The following is an 18,667-nucleotide window of genomic DNA, read 5'->3' on the forward strand; positions in this document are numbered from 1 at the left end:
CAAAATGGAAGGCTTGATCGTTTCCAACGTATTGCTCTGGGTGCTGCTGGTGGCCGTGGCGTTTGTCGTCATGGGCCTGGTCCGTCAGATTGGCGTGCTGCACGGCCGCCTGGCGCCGGCCGGCGCACTGATGGTCGACAAAGGCGTGGCCGTCAACGAAGCCGCCCCGCAAATCACCGCCGCTGACCGTAAGGGTCGCCCGGTGAACTTCGGCTATGCCGGTGAAAAATCGCAACTGCTGTTCTTCCTCTCGCCGACCTGCCCGATCTGCAAATCCTTGCTGCCGGCGATCAAATCCATCGCCAGGGAACAGGCCGGTACGCTCGATGTGGTGTTCGTCAGCGACGGCGACATGGACGCCCAAGCAGCGCTGATCCGCGAGCACAAACTGGAAGACGCCACCTACGTGGTCGGCCCGGAAGTGGGCATGACCTACCAGATCGGCAAGCTGCCGTACGCCGCGCTGATCGACAAGTCCGGCACCTTGCGCGCCAAAGGCCTGGTCAACTCCCGCGAGCACCTGGACAGCCTGTTCGAAGTAGAACACCTCAAGCACGCCACGCTGCAGCAGTACCTCAATGCGCAGCCCCACGACCATGACCACAGCCACGGCCATAGCCACTGATAAGGCAGGGAGACCTTCATGAAACTGCTGGATCTGTTGTTCGAGCGCTCGACTCGCCGTGTTGCCGACACCACCTCGCGCCGCAAACTGCTGTCGCGCATGGGCTCGCTGATGGTGGCCGGTGCCGCCCTTCCGCTGCTGCTGCCACTGGATCGCACCAGCAAGGCGCTGGCCGCCACTGACCCGAAGGCCGGCGACCCCGGTGATCCGAACAGCTGCGACTACTGGCGTTACTGCTCCATCGACGGCTTTCTGTGCAGCTGCTGCGGTGGTTCGGTAACGTCCTGCCCACCGGGCACCGAAGCCTCGCAAGTGACCTGGATCGGCACCTGCCGCAACCCGGCCGATGGCAAGGACTACATCATTTCGTACAACGACTGCTGCGGTAAGCAAAGCTGCGCCCAGTGCGCCTGTACTCGTAACGACAGTGAAGAACCGGCCTACCGCCCGTTCAACAACAACGACGTGAACTGGTGCCTGGCTGCCAAATCGCACATCTACCACTGCACCGTTTCGATCATCCGCGGCGTGGCGGTTTAACACGCGCTTTACCGCCGGTTGCCTGGTTAACCGACACCTACCCTGTGGCGAGGGAGCTTGCTCCCGCTGGGTCGCAAAGCGGCCCCAGATTATGGGACTGCTGCGCAGTCCAGCGAGAGCAAGCTCCCTCGCCACAACAGTGATGGGTATTGGGCAATCGGCGGTTTTTTTTCGTTACGGGTTTGTTTTTTTCTTTGGTAAGACCTGCCACCCGCAAAAGGTACTTGTCATGCGTACGTTGCTTTCCCTCGGCCTGGCCTGCGTCATGATCGCCCCGCTCGCTCATGCCCGGGCCATCCCCAACCCCGGTCAGCGGCATGCTCCGGGTAATGAAGAACTGCAAAAGCCGATCGCCGAGGCCGGTTACAGCGTCGGCGTGAACTACCAGTTGCAATGCGCCGGCTGCCACTTGGGCAACGGCATGGGCTCGGCGGCCAATGACACGCCTCGCATGGCCGGATTCGTCGGCAATTTTTTGAAAGTCCCCGGTGGTCGCGAATTTCTGGTGCGCGTGCCGGGCATGTCGCAATCGGCGCTGAACAACGCGCAACTGGCCGACCTGCTCAACTGGCTGATGCGTGAAGACGGCATGGCGGGCAAAAGCAGACCCACGGACTACCAGCCGTACACCGCCGAAGAAGTGGCGGCATTGCGAGCCAAGACCATGCTCAACCTGCCCGGCACCCGCGCCGAGCTGATCAAGCAAATGCGTGCGCAAGGCATCGCAATTGAAGACGGCATGAATTACTGAGCATCGCCGGCAGAACCCTGAACCTGTGGCGAGGGAGCTTGCTCCCGCTGGACTGCGCAGCAGGTTCCTGCTTTTTTTGATAGAAAGGGGGCCCGCTTCGCGACCCGGCGGGAGCAAGCACCCTCGCCGCGGGATTCGTGTCACGCCTCTGGCTACAGACCACCTCCAAACATTGCCCCATGCACGTCGATGCCTATAGACGCTCGTAAAGCCGTGGCTGCGAGCGGGTATCGATTTCAATGGAATCAATATCAGTTCCGGGGTTCTACCCAAACGTCGCAAATCAGTGAATGATTGCTCAGTGCCGCTAAAGTGACAGCACCCGTCGCCACGCCCGCCAAAAGCCTGTAAATTTCGCTGGTGGGTTGCTTATCACGGTGACGCTAACGCTCTCAAGCGAGGGCAGTATTGAACTGAATCGCGTCACCCGTAAGCGCGAGGGGCAGCAGACATGAGGTCTATTTATGATTTTCGAGCCCAACCGTAGTCGTTCCGTACTCCAGCGTCGAAGCAGTACCAGTATCGTTATTCAGGCCGCGCTGGATGGTGTGGCAGTGACGGGCGTTGCGTGGTATTTGATCAATTATCACATCGGTTACATCACCCAGGCCTATGTCATCATGGTCCTGTTGTTGCTCGGGGCATTGTCCGTCGTCTATGACCACTATGCCATTTATCGAAGCAACGTCGGTTTTGCCGTCAAAGCCTTCAAACTGCTCAAGGCATGGACTGCGGTTTTTTGTTTCCTGGTTGCCATGGCGTTTCTAACCAAACAAAGCGAACAGTATTCACGCTTATTGGTTGGGGAGTTATTTGTTATTGGGTACGTCGTTCAGTTGCTGTTGCATCTCGCTACACGTGAAGTGCAAAAGAAGTTTCTGGCCCACCCGACTCAACGGGAAAATGCTCTGATCATTGGCTCCGGAAGCCTAGCAAACTACCTTCATCAGAAAATCAGTAATAACCCTTGGCTGGGTGAACAGGTCGTCGGCGCCGTGTTGATCGGTGGCGTTGAAGATCAGGGAAAAGATGGTGCGAAAAGCGCGAATCGTTTGCCAATACTGGGCAATATTTCCGACTTGGATGAGTTGGTGACGCAATACTCCATTCGTACAGTGTATTTCGTTACACCACTGGATAGTTCGCAGGTAATCAAGGACGTCTACCTGAAGTTGTTTGACAAGCACATCGCCGTGAACTGGGTGCCTGATATTTTCTCGCTGCGTTTGATCAACCACAGCGTCCGGGAAATTGCCGGGATTCCAGTGCTGACCTTGTCTGAAACGCCGCTGATGGGAATGCGCCTGTTCCTGAAGAATCTTGAAGACAAAGTCCTGGCCTTCCTCATCTTGCTGTTTGCGGCGCCTGTGCTGATCGCAGTTGCGATTGCCATCAAGCTCGACAGCCCTGGGCCGATATTCTTTCGACAGGAACGCATGGGTTGGAGCGGCGATTCCTTCCGCATCTGGAAATTCCGCAGCATGGTTGTCCACCAGCCCGAAGAGGGTACCGTCAAGCAGGCAGAAAAGAATGATCCGCGCAAAACCAGGGTTGGCGCTTTTATTCGCAAAACGAGCCTGGATGAACTACCGCAGTTGTTCAATGTACTGATGGGCGAAATGTCTCTCGTAGGCCCGCGCCCACACGCCATTGCACACGATGCTCAGTACTCACCGGACATCTCGGACTACTTTGCACGCCACAACATCAAGCCAGGCATTACCGGCCTGGCCCAAGTGCGTGGATTTCGCGGTGAAACGCGGGATATCGAACAGATGATTCGGCGTGTTGATTCGGACATCGAGTACATCAACAACTGGTCGCTCTGGCTCGACTTCACCATTCTTCTGCGAACGGTGCTGGCCTTCACCGGCAAGCATGCCTACTAGCGATTCTTGAATGTCATACCCGAAGAAGTTGTCATGAGGGAAGCAGATCCAGCGTCCGCTCAACTTCTTCGGGGTCGATTCTGAAGCCGTCCCCATCCGGTGAACCGACTACAAAAGCAAAATTCTGGTGATCACGGTCCGTCAGGTATTTGAAGAAGCACAGAAAGCGATTAGGCGGCTGCAATACCAGAAGCGATCCACCCGGCTGTAAAACGTTAACGCCGTGTATAAGATGACTCCCCTCTATTCCAATAACCGTTCTTGCGCCGGCACAGGCCGCCACAATGGTTGGCACGTCGGATTTCGCCGGGTCAATAACGCGGAACCCCCTACGTACGCGTAAATACTCGGCGAGCTCCAACTCGTTGCGTAACAATCGCAATTCACCCGTGCCACCACGCAGAATAAATACGCCAGGGTGATCGTTGTACTCAACGTGCGATAACAACTTCTCCCCCATCGCACGGAATCGCAGATGCTTGTTTCGGTTTTGACAAAGATCATCAAAGATCACGAGCTCACGGAAAAACGCATCACGTACACGAAACGGCTTCATGCCAAGCCATTGCTCATATCCGGGGGCGTGAAGTATGCCGGTCCTGCTGGTGGAAACGAGGTTGGCAGACTGCGCCGTAGTCACTGGAATGCCTTCGTTACATGCCAATGGGTAAGTGATGCAATCATCCATTAACCATGATCCAAACCATTTATTTCCACCCGAAGTGCAATACATGGCGCCACGGTCAATTTCGTTCTCTACACGAATCCTTGGTAACCATTTCGATCTGGGGGACAAAGCAGACTTGGCGTTGCCTTTGTAAAGTGCACCGTCAATTAACCAGACATCTTTAAGTAAATAAGCGCGCGTTGGGCCGTGTTGAACTTCACCCACCCCTTCCATGGTGCGACGGGGATGTTCGAAAGGATAAAAAAGATCCCCAGCCCACCCTGTCACGCGATCAAGTTGGTCGGGCAGATAAAAAGCGGGAGGCGCAATCGCGATTTCGCCGGGCGCAATTTCCCAAGTCTTTGCGGCGACGCTTTGCAGTGTTAATGCCTGCTTGCGTGCAAGCCGTGTTTTAAAGATGTGCTTATACGCAGCTAGACTCCACTTCGTTTGACCGTCGCTCATCACTGTATTGACTTCTGGCATATAAATTCCCATGGAAACAGCGTACATGGTCAAACACGTATAACTGCATTTCTTTTAAAGCAACGACCTGTTCAGGTGGATACAACACATTCAAAAGTAGGGGGTGACTTCAGGTGAGTGTAGCGGCTACGCAGGATGTCCAAAAGCTCATCCTCTGGCTTTTTGGCACAGTGGAGATAAATCTTGAACAGCCCGCCAAATCCCATTTCACGATACCGGTTGGCGACTTCTTCATCGCTTGGGCCGTCTGGCAGACCCAGATGAAGCGCCAGTTTTCTGCCTTCCACTGCAAACAACGGTGTCTCCCAAAGGAACTGCGCGACGCCTGCCTCAGGCAGTCGAACAAACAGATAACCTTCGTTGCCCAGCGTATCCACATCACCGCCACGTCGTCTTTTCCACTCGAGAAGCCCATCGTCCGGGCGTGCCAGGCAAGTGCCGATATCGTAGTAGTCAAAACCGTTTTCAATCGCCCACTCAAGCGCCATGAACGTTGTAATGGAGTTAATTTCGCGAAGTTTTTTATTGTCTGAAAACACGGAATCAGGGTAGCCGAAACGGATCGTGCTCCAGTAGCGCTTCCCGCCCCGCGTAATCACGCACCCAAGGTGGCATGCGACCACCTGGTCCTCCAACAGTACCAAGTCGAGACGACCGGCATTTTTTGCCACCCGTTGAACCTCGCTCGATTCAATCTGGGAAGCGGATGCACCGTGCCTTGCTCTGGCGTAAGGCTGAAGCATTTCCCTGTCAGCGCTTGCGATCTCGCCGTCGTTCACCGCCTGTTTCATACGATAGCGCAGCCGGTTTTTGCGTAGATTCCGACGCAGCTCGGTGTTGTATCTCGCCGTGATTTCATCCACCGACCTACCCAGCGGCACGACTGCACTCAGGCTCCTGGGCACACACAATGCACCGGGAACGGGTACCTCACTGATCAGGACCGTGCGACTCGATTTCTTTAACTCAGGTTGGCGTTCAACCTCCTCGGGGTTCGCGCCCATGAGGACCTGCACAAATTCGCGCTGGTTTTTCCTGCCGACATACAGAACGTCATAAAGGCTGTCTTTCTGTAGTTTGAACCTGACCATTTCCCAGCGCCAAAAACAGGCTCGCCCACACACATCTCGTAGCCAAGCGATAGCTTTTCTTATCTCAAACCGCATGGAGGGAGAGATCAGCTTATGTATCGGCATTGCTACATATTCTTTCATTTTTCTATTAGCACAATTAAGGAAAGTTCATTTAAGTTTATAAATCAACAACATATCAATCAGTATTAGTTATTCGACCCAAGTAAAGCCTGAGATGTATTCAAAAACATACAATCAGGACACATACTTAACCCGCACACCAAAACTTCGACTATGCACGAGTCAGTAAAGATGCTGCGTCAGGGTTTTGCAAGGGAGTGGAGCGCTAATCAGAAAAGTTCAGATTGATAGCTAATTTGCCTGCGCGGCGAAAGCGCTTGGAGCTGGCGTCTAACACGCGGGCAGCGGGCCTGCCCGGTTTTAATCTAGATGAAGTGTAACTTGTTGACAAATGAAAACACTTCTTAAGTCGTTATCCCTCTGCAGAGCAGCGTGCGCAACAGGAACACCGGATTACCCATCACATAGCGCCTGAACAATCGCTTAGGCTCACTGGCAAGCCGATATAGCCACTCACAACCGAGAACACGCACCCATTGCGGCGCCCGTGTGACCTTGCCGCCGAGAAAATCCAGGATCGCGCCTCCACACACCACCAGGCATGGCATGCCGCTGGCGGCTAGCCTGGCCGCAACGGCTTCCTGCTTGGGCATGCCCATCCCCAGCACAATCAATTCTGGCTGTACTTCCCGGGCAAGGTTGAGATAGGTATCGACTTCAGCAAAGCCGTGATGCGCAGAAACAACATTGACCGCAAATGCTGCTTCGCTGTGCTGCACCGCATGGGTCAAAAAAGGATCTTCAGTCCCCCAAAAGGCCACACGCCGATGCTTGTAGGCAGCCAGTAGTTTAGGAATGAAGTCCGTGCCATTCATGTTCAGCCCGGGCTCCAGGCCAAGTCGGCGAAACAGGATGGACATGCCGGAGCCATCCCGTAGCAAAACGTCCGCGGACGACAGAGCGTCATAGTAGTCGGCGTTACCTGCCACCAGGTTCATGGCATGGGCATTGACGAACCCGAGCACTGTCGTTGCCTCATTCCTGGATAAGGCATCAATCAGCGCTTGCTCGTCTTCCACTTCATTGACCACCCGCAATTTCTGGATGATCGTTTTCCAGTTGTCCCGCCAAGCCAAACCACGCATCAGGAGTCATCTCGCTTCGAACGCACCCACTCAACCTGGCGCTTGACCAAAAAGCCGAGGTACAGGGGAATCTTCTTCAACGCGTAGAACGGCGCGTACATCAAGGCTGAAAAGGACAGGATCGCGCGACCAAACCGACTCCACGCGAGCAAAATAGCCACACTCAACAGCGCCATCCCGGCAGTCGCTATCAAGGCTGGCGTCAACGCTCCACCCAGGAAAAACGCCAACCATGCCAAGCTGAAGACGGCTCCCAATACCAGCGTCAACAAGGCCAACGGAGGCACCAATACATCCAGCGTCATTACCAGAAGGTTCCAGTTACGCCGACTGATCGACTCTGCAACCAATTTTGGCGCATCGCCAAGGATGACCCCCAGATGGCCATGCTCCCAGCGCTTGCGCTGGGTACTCAAGCCTTCATCACTGCGCGGAAAATAACTGCTCACCCGCGCATCAGGACAGAACAACGGGGGCTTGCCGCCCCGGCAGAAATCCAGGCCCATCTTCAAATCTTCGACGAGGTGACCGCTGGCCAAATCGATCAATGCCAGGTCCCGCCAGACGAACGCCATTCCCGAACCCATCAACGGACAGGGCAAACCAAGCCAGGCCCAACCCCGCGGCCGAACCAGATTTTTCACGCACCAGGCAAACTCGGCCAGCCGCACTTTCAGACCGGAATCCGCTGGTGCATGCATCAAATACAGTCCCTGAACCGGTCGCCCCGACTCCATGCAACGCCTAGCCAAACGCTCGATAGCGCCCTCACCCACCTGGCAGTCGGCATCGATGATGATCATGACGTCCGGGGCAGCGTTCGCCAGGTGGCGCACGCCAAAATCCAGCGCATAACCCTTGCCGCGCCGCTGATCATCGCTGCGCTCCACCACCTCGGCACCTGCTGTGCGGGCCACTTCGGCCGTATCCTCAGAACAGTTATCCGCGACTACCAGCAGCCGATCGCCCTCTCCTAACTGAGCCTGAATGCTGTTCAATGTCGCGACGATAATCGAGGATTCATTGTGTGCCGGCACCAGCACCGCTACCCGCGGCCGCGATCCTTGTGTCGATGAACGAGACCGCGCAGGCAGGCAGGCCAGCAGCACTTGCACAAACAGCACCAACACCGGCAGGACGATGAGTATCAGCAGTGCACTGAACAGCCAACCCAGAAACGTGATCATGCTTGCGCCTTGAATAGTTCGGCCAGCTTGGCCGCTTCGGTATCGATATCGTGTCGCTCCAGCACTCTTTGATAAGCCGCTTCGCCCATCCGCTGCAACACCTCGACAGGTTGCGCAAGGCAGTCCGCCAGCGCTGTCGCCAACTCGTTCACGGCACCCGCGGGGAACAGCCAGCCGTTCTCCCCCTGGCGCACCAGCTCGGGAATGCCCGCGACGTAGGTGGTCAGCACCGGCCTACGCAACGCCATGGCTTCCATGATGACCACCGGCAAGCCCTCGGCGAAACTCGGTAGCACCAGAGCCCGGGCCGCAAGAATTTCCGCCCGCACCTGTTCGCTGCTGATCCAACCGGTAATTCGCACCTGCGCCTGCAAACCATATTGAGTAATCAGCGATTCGATTTGCTCACGCATTTCCCCATCGCCAGCCAGCACAATTTCGAACGCTACACCTTGCTCAGACAGAATGCGGGCAGCCTCAAGCAACAACAACTGACCTTTTTGCTCACACAAGCGACCCACGCAAACCAGGCGCGGCACGGACGGTACTGCAACGGCCGGCACATCGTGAAACGCCCGCTCCAGACCGCAATGCACCACCTTTACTTTCGCCCAGTGTGCATGATCCACCCAGCGAAACAGTTGGCTACGCCCATATGAACTGATGGCCGCAACAAATGCCGCGCGCCGGACTTTCTCGCCCAAATGAATAAACTGCGGCTTGTCGAACTCTTCCGGGCCGTGCACGGTAAAACTGTAGTCGGGGCCACCGAGGGCGTTGGCCAGCATTACCACTTCGGTGGAGTTGGTGCCGAAATGCGCATGCACATGCTCGGCACCGAATGCCTGCAACCACGACAGCACACGGCACGCCTCGAACAAATAAATCAAATGGTACGGCCGGGCGCGATCGGCGCGCTGTCCCATGCGTAGCGCCAGCCACAACGTCGAAAAAAAACGCCGAGGTTGGGCACGCAGTACCTTCAGCACCGGCACGAACAGGCCTTTAACTCCACCTTCCAGCACATACTGGGTTTTATCGCGCTCGGACACGTCTTCGCCATCGACCAGCTCGGCGTCCCAGCCACGCAATGCAATGCGCTGCACCAGGAAACCCTGGCGTTCCAGTGCCAGAATCTCGCGACGAATGAAACTATGGCTGACCTTGGGGTACTGATTGATGAAGTAAGCGATGCGCATAGGGCCCAAATAAAATAGCGTTGCGGTGAATTAGGACTGCAGGTCCCCCCACAGAAGTACAGTAACCAGATCCATCAATGCGCTGCGTAACTGCCTATCAACACCTTGTCTATATTCGCAAAAGTGTCATCCAGAAGCTCATAGCGCCTGCGGTACATGGCGCGTTTTTTTGCCGCAATTTCTTCAAGCGGCTTCTTGGACATGGCCATCGGGATCTCGAAAAAATCTTTGCGCTGTGAAGGAGTTGCTCCATGTTCCAGCCAGATCGAATCGTAATTCGCCGCTAACTCTTGAGACTTTTGAGCGCCAAAATACGGATGACGATGATGGCGATACCCATCTCCCACCGCATAAATTTTTTCTACACCAATTTTGCTGGCTATGTATTTAGTCACTTCGATCAAGAAACTTCTTGGGCGAAGCCCTTCAAAATCCTTGGTGAGATCCCGGTAAATAGTCAGGGACGTGTCACTGTCGATGCCCTTGTGAATGCCCTGGACTGCACCGACAAAAATACAGAGTTCACCGTCTGCGCAACTCAAGGTGAAGGCTATTGATGCAATGCGTAAATCACCCTGGAACAGGTTCAGCACCAACTCCCCTTCGCGCATGAACCATATCGGACGATCCAGCACCAGGGAGCAACCCGCTGACCATTGCGACAGGTCACTTAAAACAAGGCTTTCATTTCGGCCAAAAAGCAGGAGTTGCGGACAGTTTTTTGTGACAACTTCGTAGTGCGATGCCAACACACTCAACCTGTCTTGAGGTGTCCAGTTACTACTGATGTAGGGCCAATGAACAACACCCACACAATCGTTGCCCAACTTTTCAAAACCCGTTTTGCCCAGGGAGCGCGACATGCGCGACAAAAACAGTTTTAGTTCAGACCGATTCTTTCCAGCCAGCGTCAGCAACTTGAACTTATTTTTCAGCGCCCTGGGGGAATACCCCGGATGCAAGGAAAAAGCGCTTTTGAATACCAGCCAATAATTCATGGAAATCTCACTTGTATTCGATCAACGCTGTCTTGCCGCCGACGATTCTGCTCAAAAGAAATTTGACTTGCCCGACCATCTCGGGAAATTTTCCGAGTACCAGAAAGAAAGCCAGCAACCAGTTTTCACGTGGTAATCCATCGCCCCGCCGAGCGAGTCGCATCACCTGCACGGGATAGATCAGTAGCAACAGCAGCCCAAACCATCCCAGCAGCAAACTGGCGACAACCGCCGCCAATGGAATGCCCAAACCCCAGAACCAGGCACGGCGCGATTCGCGCAGCCAATGCTGCTCCGGTGCTGCCCCATGCAAAAATGCGCCCTCGGCAAAGGCATAGCCACCGCGCATGGAACGCTGCCACCATTGTTTGAAGCGTGTCATTGCCGCGTCGTGCAGGGTCATTTCCTCACCGAGACGCCAGACTTTCCAGCCACTGGCACGCAGGCGTACACATAACTCCGGCTCTTCCCCGGCAATAAGATCTGCGCGGTACCCGGATGCTGCAGCGAAAGCGTCAGCCCGCATCAACGCATCGCCACCACACGCTTTGGCTTCACCGACTGGTGTGTCCCATTCGCGATCACACAGAAAGTTGTATATCGAGCGCTGTGGAAAACGCTCGCGCCGCCGCCCGCAGACCACCGCAACATCAGGTCGGGCGTCTAGAAAGACCTGTGCCTGGGGCAGCCAGGTACCGACGACTTCGCAATCACCGTCAACAAACTGGACATATCGCATCGTCGGCAATAACTGTTGCACACGAGCAAAGCCCTCATTGCGTGCACGTGCAGCGGTAAAGGGAATGGTCATATCCAGCTCGACCACCTCAACCCCTAGCTTGCGTGCCATCTGCACCGAGTTGTCCGTTGATCCGGAGTCGACATACACAACCTTCTGCGCCGAACCGATCAGCGAAACAAGGCAACGCTCAAGCCGCGGACCTTCATTGCGACCGATTACCACAACACCTATACCCGTAGCCATGGAGTTCACTCAGCTACGCAAAACGAGGTGGTTGGCAACATGCAGGTATCGCAAACATGACTCATGAACATTCCCTGTTTTCGGCATTCTGCCTTTTCTTGATTTTCGCCGGCACACCCACTGCCATCGAATCATCCGGTACATCGATGAGTACCACAGCATTGGCACCGATAATGACGTTGTTACCAATACGGATATTGCCCAGCACCTTGGCCCCCGCTCCGATATCGACGTTGTTACCGATAACCGGGGCAATGGGCTCTTCCACGTTCTTGAGCCCAACGACCACGCCGTTACGAATTCGGCAGTCGTCGCCGAACTGCGCATAACCGCTGATTACGATTCCGCCAAAATGATCGATGACAAAGTTACGACCGACCACAACCTCGCACGGCAACTCGACACCCGTGATGATCTGCACCAATTTAAAGAGAAATTTATAGATGAACGAGAGCAATTTGCGTAACAGCGCCGGGCGCACGCCGTAGCGCCATCGACCAAAGCGATAAACCAGCATCACCCAGAACCCTTGAGCGCCCCAATCACCGCCATAGGCACGCAAATCCGCACGAATATTTTCGAACATAAGGAGTGGTCTACCGTGTTGGTTGGCTAGCGAGTCTGGTTTCACGCAACAGCGCCCAGGTAACACGAGCATGTTCCCAGCACGCCTTGATAGCAGCGCGGCCGCGGCCTTTCAAAAGGGCCTTGAGTGCCAGAATGAAATCACCGACGGTCACAAGGAACATATGCCAGGCCAAGCCCAATAGACCGTGGTGCTTGCGGAAGTACAAAAGCTCGCTTTCGATTTGTAATCTGGGGACCTGTCGACTCGCCGCATTGAGCTCGTCAACCGACTTGGCACTTTCTCCGCCGATGTGCACCACCGTGGTATGCGGGTAGTAAACCACCTTCCAGCCGGCCTGCTTGGCGCGTTTACAGTGATCGACCTCTTCGTAGTAGAGGAAGTAGCGCGGATCGAACAAGCCAACCTGATCGATGACTTCACGGCGGATCAGGTAATAGCAGCCGGGCACCCAGTCGCACTCGCGAACAGAGGCATGATCCCATTCCATGTCGTCGACCATCTTCACCACGGGGAAAAAGCGACCAAGCCCGGTGCGCGACAAGAAAACATTCATTGGCGTCGGAAAATAGCGGCAGGACGGCTGCAAATCACCTTCTCGTCCAACCAACCGAACGCCGAGTATTCCGCAATCCGGATGAGACTCCATGTACTCGAGGGTCTTGCTCAGGGAGTCAGCGTCAACGAAGGCATCGGTATTGAGGAGCAACGCGTACTTGCCCAGCAGGTGTTCAATGAGTTGATTGTTGGCACGACCAAAACCGACATTGCTTTCATTGGCCAGCAAAATCGCCTCTGGGCAAATAGACGCCAGGCACTCCAGCGAATTATCGGCAGACGCATTATCCACTACTAAATAGCGCGGTTGATCCGCACTCGTTGACTGGCGCAACGCATTGAACATGGGTTGCAACAGGCTTGCTGTGTTGTAATTAACGACCAGCACATCAAGGGGCGCATTACTCATTAGTTCGCTCGCCAAAAAAGTGCTTCACTCTCATTTCCATAAGTGCCGGCTCAACTTTGGGATCATATAGAACAGTACGTTGCTTGATAATGTCCATCCACGGATAGTCAACACAACGCTCTTCGACCTTTAACACCAGCTCATCCAGCGAACAGAGGACTTTCGCTGGATTGCCCCCAACCACCATACCCGGCGGGACATCTCTCGTGACCACAGCACCTGCCGCCACTATTGAATCCGGTCCTATGGTGACGCGTGGCATGATCATGGCGCCATGCCCGATAAAACAGTTATCGCGTATGTCGACGGGGCCGACGGAATCAAGTGTTTTACCGTAGTGATAAGCCAACAGGCCAGCGACTCCATCATGCCCGAACACCGTGCAATCAGATAAGCCTACATTGTTGCCGATTCGTAGCAATGAAGGATCGGTTATGTTGCAGTCAAGATTGATCCAGACATTTTTACCGATGGAGTGCAATGCTCCCCAGCGGACCAGATATTGAGCCCATTGGAACCCGTCGGGATTGCAAAATCGTTTATAAATCCAGCGTCCACGCCCCGTTGCCATGACAAATTTGCCTACAGCCCGCCTTGCCAGCCCAATCATCCCTTTAGCCTCGAAAATCCAGCGATTTATATTTTTTTACCAAGTCAAATGCTTGGTTTTTTAATCATTCTAGTATCAGGAATACCTGCCCGCCGCGGGACTTGCTTGATAGTTAAGATAATCCGCCAGCCTCAGTGCGAGCTGCAGAAGCGGCATGGTTGGATTACAGCCGCCACTGGTAGCAAACACGCTGCTGCCGGCAACGTAAAGATTATCGGTGCCGAACACTTTGCAGTTCTCGTCGACAACCCCAAACTCGGGCGTCGCCGCCATCCGGGTCGTGCCCATATGATGGGCATGAGGATTCACTTTCAACGGCAGATCGACGTCATAAACGCAGTCATCCAGCTTGACGAAACCGATCCCTGCCTCGGCAAAACACTTCGCCACCTCCAGCCCAATGGACTTAACGGTTTGCCTGTCCTCGGGGCTTAGCTCCCAATTAATATTCACCTTGTTCATTCCCAGCTCGTCCTGCTCGTCAAGCAGTGTTATGCGGCTATTTCGGCTGGGAAATTGTTCAATCATCGTGGTAAGGACACCATCTCCGGGGCAATTGAACTTGGCAACAAAATCGACTTTATGTGCCCAGCCTGCATCGCACATGAGATTTTCCAGAAAGCTCTTGATCGCCGCCGATCGTCCATAGGTCGTGACTTCAGCCAGGAGCGAGGCAGACACATTGCCTTTCCCTGAACGATTCGCCGTCACGAACGCGTCGGTGGTGAAATATTGTCGTGGCTCCTTGTCCTGCCCGTCTTTCAGAATGAAGGTGCCCATTTCGACGTTCAAGTGCTCCATAAAACACCTGCCAACAAAACCATCTTTGCTTACGACACCGGCAGCGACCAAGGACTGGCTATTGAGCAGTTGTCTGGCATTCTCGATTGCACCCGTCGCCAGAATGAACTGATTGGCCTTGAGCGGCTCTCGACGTCGCTCATAATCAGAAACGACTACCGCCGCTATGCGACCCGTCTGGCTGTCAAATTCAAGATCGACGCAATTGCAATTGATGAAGACATCAAGCCCTTCGGTCTCGTTGAGTTCCTTGGCGTATTTTTGTGCGAAACGCGTTGGCGTGCTCAGCAAGAAGTGATCAGCCTCAAAATCGGTAGCGTCCAACGAAGCATTGATGGCCTTGAAACCCGAGTCCGACGGAAGATCCAGAATGGCCATGGCCGTCGGCAGATTGCGCTCGATCTCGGAAAACGCTATGGGCCAACCGGGTAAACCAACGGGAGGGGCAACGGCGAAATCGGATTTTTCAAAGGGGCGACACCGCCCGGCCCAGTGGTTGGACGTGCCACCCAGATAGCGCAGGCGTGTTTCTTCCGGATAGATATTGAGGCCTGAGGATGAGCACTTGTAGAGGTCCTGCGAAGGCAGCGAGTATTCGTGTCCCCCTCCCTCTATCAATACCACTTGCCAACCGTATCTGGCCAAACGCAATGCCAACGTAATGCCAGCCGGCCCACCGCCTACGATGCAGAAATCATATGGATCACGAAGTTCTTTTCGGGATTGGTAATCTTTGATCATGTTCGGGTTTGCCGGAAATACTGGTCGGGCAACACCCAACCATTGATTACAACAAACCCGGTTTTAGCCGCAGCAGGCCGAGCACCGACCTTGACCAAGCCAAATGTCAGTCCAGCCAGACTCAACAGAGCCAATGCCTGGAGAAAGCGCCTGCGTCCTGGCAGAGAAGTATTCAAATCAGGTTCGCTCATGATTTAAAGCTCCACGACATTGAAATTGCGTAAGCATTTTTACTACACATCAAAGTCACAAAACTTTTGACAACCATCACCAACGGCTGAATGGTGACTCCCTGTCACAGCATTGAAAACAGCACGAGACTTGAATCAAATCAAAGCCATTTAGCAAGGCCTAGCATTAATGCTCCACACAACGCCCCCACCACCAACATGGGCAGCACAATCAGTTCACGCTTGATATTGAACAGGCCCAAACGGCGATTGACATAAACGATCAGGACCAGCGTAGGAAACGTATGCAGGGCGACTCCCCAAATCGCATATTTCACCCCGCCAATGGCCAGCAACAGGGGCAGCAGTACCCACAACGAGATAACCCGAATAATGTTATCCATGGCCTGGTACTTGGTTAGCCCCAGGGCAATCCAGACTTGGTGGGCCAACGTGTAACGCAATGTGAAAAAAGAAAGTGAAAGAACGGCCATCATGGTGCCAGCTTCGGCATAACGATCATCGTATAACACGCTGATAATGAGCGGGCTGATGACCAGGAACAGCCCGGTCAGAAACAGCAAGAAAAGATCGATAATCAATTTGAAACGGTAATACAACGCGTGCAGACGCACGGTGTCATCGTTTCTTGCGGCCTCGCTGAAAGCCGGCAACGCGACCGCTCCAGCCAGTCTTTGCACACCGGTTTGAAGGGCACCCAGGATCAGCACGGCAATGGAGTAGACGCCCAGTTCAGTGGCCGACATGCTGCCGCCAAACCAGATGCGATCACCATGCATGGCCAGGACGCCGACTGCCGACGACAACAGGATCCAGCGGCCGAAAACGATTAGCTCATTGAGCGCAGAGCGGTCCCAATGCAGATGGTTAGCAGGTCCTTTAAACCAGAAATGTCCCAATAGCGTGCTGACCAATGCGGCGACCAGACCTGCACCTACCAGTGACCAGATGGAGCGGGTTAAGTAACCGATGACCAGCATCACCAACAGTCCGGCGAGCTGGGATGCAAATTCGGCAAGTACGACTTTCTTTTGTTGGAACGTTCGAACGGCCACGTCGATCTTCGTCGACTGGAAACCATAAATGACCGCGGAAAATCCGGTAAGGGCCAGGACCAGTGGCAACTCAGGAGCAGCATAGGTGGAATCAGGCGCCCACAGGTTGATGCTTTGTGCAAACCAGGCGAAGACCGCGACTAAAAGTGTCGCTGCGAACAGAATAAAACCGCGCACGATCTGCACGGTCCAGACGGTATTGAGAAACGCTGGCTCGTCGCCACGCTGACTCTGGATGATGTTCTGGCGCAAGCCCACATCAGACAGCAAATGGAGAACCACCGACACGGTGGTGGCGATGATCATGATGCCGAACATGTCCGGCATCAGCAGGCGGGCCATTACGAGATTGCCACCCAAACGGATGGCCTGAGATGTTACAAGCGCAGCTAAATTCCAAGCCCCGGCCGATATCGCTCGCTTGCGCAGGCTCAACGATGGCGATATATCAAATGAAGGCATAACATCAAATCCCGTACTCAGTGGCACGCAAGTTACTATAGTAGCAATCAGACATTCCACTACCCATCGCTCACCCACCAAAAAAGTTCAATAATCCATGCCTGAGCACTTTCGCGCGTTAATCGTCATTCTGGTTCTAGCAGGCATCGTTTTTGCGTTGGCTCGCCGACCGGCAGCTGACTTGATCCCGCAAAACGACTTCACTCGCCGCCGCAATCTTTGGTTTGCATTGACGTTATTGGCATTTGTCTCGCACAGTTTCTGGGTGTATGCAGGCGTTACCGCAATCATTTTGACCATTGCACGACGACGGGAACGCAACCCGCTGGCGCTTTTTTTCTTTCTGCTGTTTCTCATCCCGCCGACCTCGGTACAGATCCCCGGTTTCGGTGTGATCAATTATTTTTTTGACCTGAACCATGTTCGCCTCTTGTCATTGTGCGTGTTGTTGCCGGTTTTTCTGGTGGTTCGCAAGCGAGCCGGCACAGTCGCATTCGGGCGCATCTGGCCTGACAAACTGCTGGCACTCTATTTGGTACTCACGAGCCTGTTGTTCCTGCGTGAAACCACGGTGACCGATACCCTTCGCCAAACGGCCTACCTGTTCATCGACGTGTTCTTGCCGTACTACGTTGCCAGCCGGACCCTGAAGGACCTCAGCGATTTCCGGGACGCCCTGCTCGGCTTTGTACTCGCCGCCATGGTGCTGTCGATGATTGCGCTCGTCGAATTTTCCCGGAGCTGGCTGCTGTACTCCGCGCTTATCGACACGCTGGGCATGCAATGGGAAATTTCCGGCTACTTGAGCCGCGGCGGTTCGTTGCGTGCCAGCGCCACTACCGGGCAGGCCATTGCACTGGGATACACCATTACAGTAGCCATCGGTTTTTACCTGTTTCTACAGGAAAGTGTACGCAGCCGATTACAGCGACTGCTCGGCGCCCTCTTGCTGGCCGGCGGCCTGTTTGCGCCGCTTTCGCGCGGTCCCTGGATCGGTGCATTGGCCATGATCACCGTGTTCATTGCCACCGGACGTCAAGCGGCCAAACGCCTGATACTTATGGGACTCGCGGGAATACTCGCCCTGCCCCTTCTGGCCATTCTGCCTGGCGGGCAAAAGGTCCTCGATCTGCTGCCATTCATTGGCTCCGTGGAAGTCGAGAACATCACCTACCGGCAGCGCTTGTTCGATAACGCCATGATCGTTATTGAACGCAACCCTTGGCTGGGCTCTTTCGATTATCGCAGTACGCCAGAAATGCAGTCCCTGACTCAAGGACAGGGCATCATCGATATCGTAAACACCTATATTGGCGTGGCGCTGGAGCTCGGCCTGATCGGTTTGACGATTTTCGTGCTGTTTTTCGCCACTGTCGTCGTCGGCATCCGCAAGGCGATGCGTTCGTTCCCCAACAAGGACGATGAGGCCCGGCGACTCGGACGAGCGCTCTTTGCAACACTGGCCGGGATATTAGTGACGATCGTTACCGTCAGCAGTATCTCGGTCATACCTGTGGTGTATTGGTCGGTGGCCGGACTCGGCGTCGCCTACGCACAGATGGCGCGCAGACTCGTGCGCGCCTCTACTGCAGTCCCTGTGAGTACCAACCTTCAACTCCGGTAATGCC

18 protein-coding genes are annotated in these 18,667 nt (G+C 54.7%); 5 read left to right on the forward strand and 13 right to left on the reverse strand.

What is annotated here, in order from left to right; all coding sequences use genetic code 11:
• Positions 1-4 precede the first annotated feature (4 nt).
• The 4 genes from mauD to NL64_RS22570 all read left to right on the forward strand — a co-directional run bounded on the left by mauD (position 5) and on the right by NL64_RS22570 (position 3,805).
• Positions 5-625 (forward strand): methylamine dehydrogenase accessory protein MauD, encoded by a 621-nt coding sequence (mauD, locus tag NL64_RS22555; protein ID WP_034150265.1) that lies wholly within the window; start codon positions 5-7, stop codon positions 623-625.
• Between the two features lie 18 nt (positions 626-643).
• Complete coding sequence (locus NL64_RS22560; protein WP_027620621.1) at positions 644-1,165, forward strand: methylamine dehydrogenase light chain; 522 nt, start codon at positions 644-646, stop codon at positions 1,163-1,165.
• A gap of 229 nt (positions 1,166-1,394) precedes the next feature.
• Positions 1,395-1,916: a hypothetical protein gene (locus NL64_RS22565; protein WP_034150266.1), complete on the forward strand. Its 522-nt coding sequence runs from the start codon at positions 1,395-1,397 to the stop codon at positions 1,914-1,916.
• 464 nt (positions 1,917-2,380) lie between these two features.
• A complete protein-coding gene (locus tag NL64_RS22570) occupies positions 2,381-3,805 on the forward strand; it encodes an undecaprenyl-phosphate glucose phosphotransferase (protein WP_034150267.1) in 1,425 nt (474 codons plus the stop codon).
• Between the two features lie 31 nt (positions 3,806-3,836).
• On the opposite strand, the gene NL64_RS22575 is transcribed toward NL64_RS22570, so the two are convergent.
• The 13 genes from NL64_RS22575 to NL64_RS22630 all read right to left on the reverse strand — a co-directional run bounded on the left by NL64_RS22575 (position 3,837) and on the right by NL64_RS22630 (position 17,039).
• Positions 3,837-4,970: a glycosyltransferase 61 family protein gene (locus NL64_RS22575; RefSeq protein WP_437176934.1), complete on the reverse strand. Its 1,134-nt coding sequence runs from the start codon at positions 4,968-4,970 to the stop codon at positions 3,837-3,839.
• 59 nt (positions 4,971-5,029) lie between these two features.
• The gene (locus NL64_RS22580) at positions 5,030-6,172 is read right to left on the reverse strand and encodes a hypothetical protein (protein WP_034150268.1); all 1,143 of its coding nucleotides are present in this window, start codon (positions 6,170-6,172) and stop codon (positions 5,030-5,032) included.
• Positions 6,173-6,516: 344 nt separating this feature from the next.
• The gene (locus NL64_RS22585) at positions 6,517-7,257 is read right to left on the reverse strand and encodes a WecB/TagA/CpsF family glycosyltransferase (RefSeq protein ID WP_034150269.1); all 741 of its coding nucleotides are present in this window, start codon (positions 7,255-7,257) and stop codon (positions 6,517-6,519) included.
• A complete protein-coding gene (locus NL64_RS22590; RefSeq protein ID WP_034150270.1) occupies positions 7,257-8,444 on the reverse strand; it encodes a glycosyltransferase family 2 protein in 1,188 nt (395 codons plus the stop codon). Before NL64_RS22590 ends, NL64_RS22585 begins: the two co-directional genes overlap by 1 nt.
• Positions 8,441-9,643, reverse strand: a complete 1,203-nt coding sequence (locus NL64_RS22595; RefSeq protein WP_034150271.1) for a glycosyltransferase — start codon at positions 9,641-9,643, stop codon at positions 8,441-8,443. The genes NL64_RS22590 and NL64_RS22595 overlap by 4 nt, the downstream gene beginning before the upstream one ends.
• Positions 9,644-9,717: 74 nt before the next feature.
• Positions 9,718-10,641, reverse strand: coding sequence for a DUF535 family protein (locus NL64_RS22600; RefSeq protein WP_034150272.1), 924 nt, complete (start codon positions 10,639-10,641; stop codon positions 9,718-9,720).
• 7 nt (positions 10,642-10,648) lie between these two features.
• The gene (locus tag NL64_RS22605; RefSeq protein ID WP_034150273.1) at positions 10,649-11,626 is read right to left on the reverse strand and encodes a glycosyltransferase family 2 protein; all 978 of its coding nucleotides are present in this window, start codon (positions 11,624-11,626) and stop codon (positions 10,649-10,651) included.
• Between the two features lie 61 nt (positions 11,627-11,687).
• Positions 11,688-12,212, reverse strand: coding sequence for a serine O-acetyltransferase (locus NL64_RS22610; protein ID WP_034150274.1), 525 nt, complete (start codon positions 12,210-12,212; stop codon positions 11,688-11,690).
• Positions 12,213-12,222: 10 nt separating this feature from the next.
• Positions 12,223-13,179: a glycosyltransferase family 2 protein gene (locus NL64_RS22615; protein WP_034150275.1), complete on the reverse strand. Its 957-nt coding sequence runs from the start codon at positions 13,177-13,179 to the stop codon at positions 12,223-12,225.
• Positions 13,172-13,789 (reverse strand): acyltransferase, encoded by a 618-nt coding sequence (locus tag NL64_RS22620; protein WP_034150276.1) that lies wholly within the window; start codon positions 13,787-13,789, stop codon positions 13,172-13,174. Before NL64_RS22620 ends, NL64_RS22615 begins: the two co-directional genes overlap by 8 nt.
• Positions 13,790-13,864: 75 nt before the next feature.
• Complete coding sequence (locus tag NL64_RS22625; RefSeq protein ID WP_034150277.1) at positions 13,865-15,331, reverse strand: GMC oxidoreductase; 1,467 nt, start codon at positions 15,329-15,331, stop codon at positions 13,865-13,867.
• Entirely contained in the window at positions 15,328-15,522 is a 195-nt protein-coding gene (locus tag NL64_RS29790) for a hypothetical protein (protein ID WP_080758079.1), read from the reverse strand. The genes NL64_RS22625 and NL64_RS29790 overlap by 4 nt, the downstream gene beginning before the upstream one ends.
• A 140-nt stretch (positions 15,523-15,662) precedes the next feature.
• Complete coding sequence (locus NL64_RS22630; protein WP_034150278.1) at positions 15,663-17,039, reverse strand: oligosaccharide flippase family protein; 1,377 nt, start codon at positions 17,037-17,039, stop codon at positions 15,663-15,665.
• A 97-nt stretch (positions 17,040-17,136) separates the two neighbouring features.
• On the opposite strand from NL64_RS22630, the gene NL64_RS22635 reads away from it, so the two are divergent.
• Positions 17,137-18,663, forward strand: coding sequence for an O-antigen ligase family protein (locus NL64_RS22635; RefSeq protein WP_034150279.1), 1,527 nt, complete (start codon positions 17,137-17,139; stop codon positions 18,661-18,663).
• Positions 18,664-18,667 lie beyond the last annotated feature (4 nt).

It is taken from the genome of Pseudomonas fluorescens (genome assembly GCF_000802965.1).
GTDB lineage: Bacteria > Pseudomonadota > Gammaproteobacteria > Pseudomonadales > Pseudomonadaceae > Aquipseudomonas > Aquipseudomonas fluorescens_A.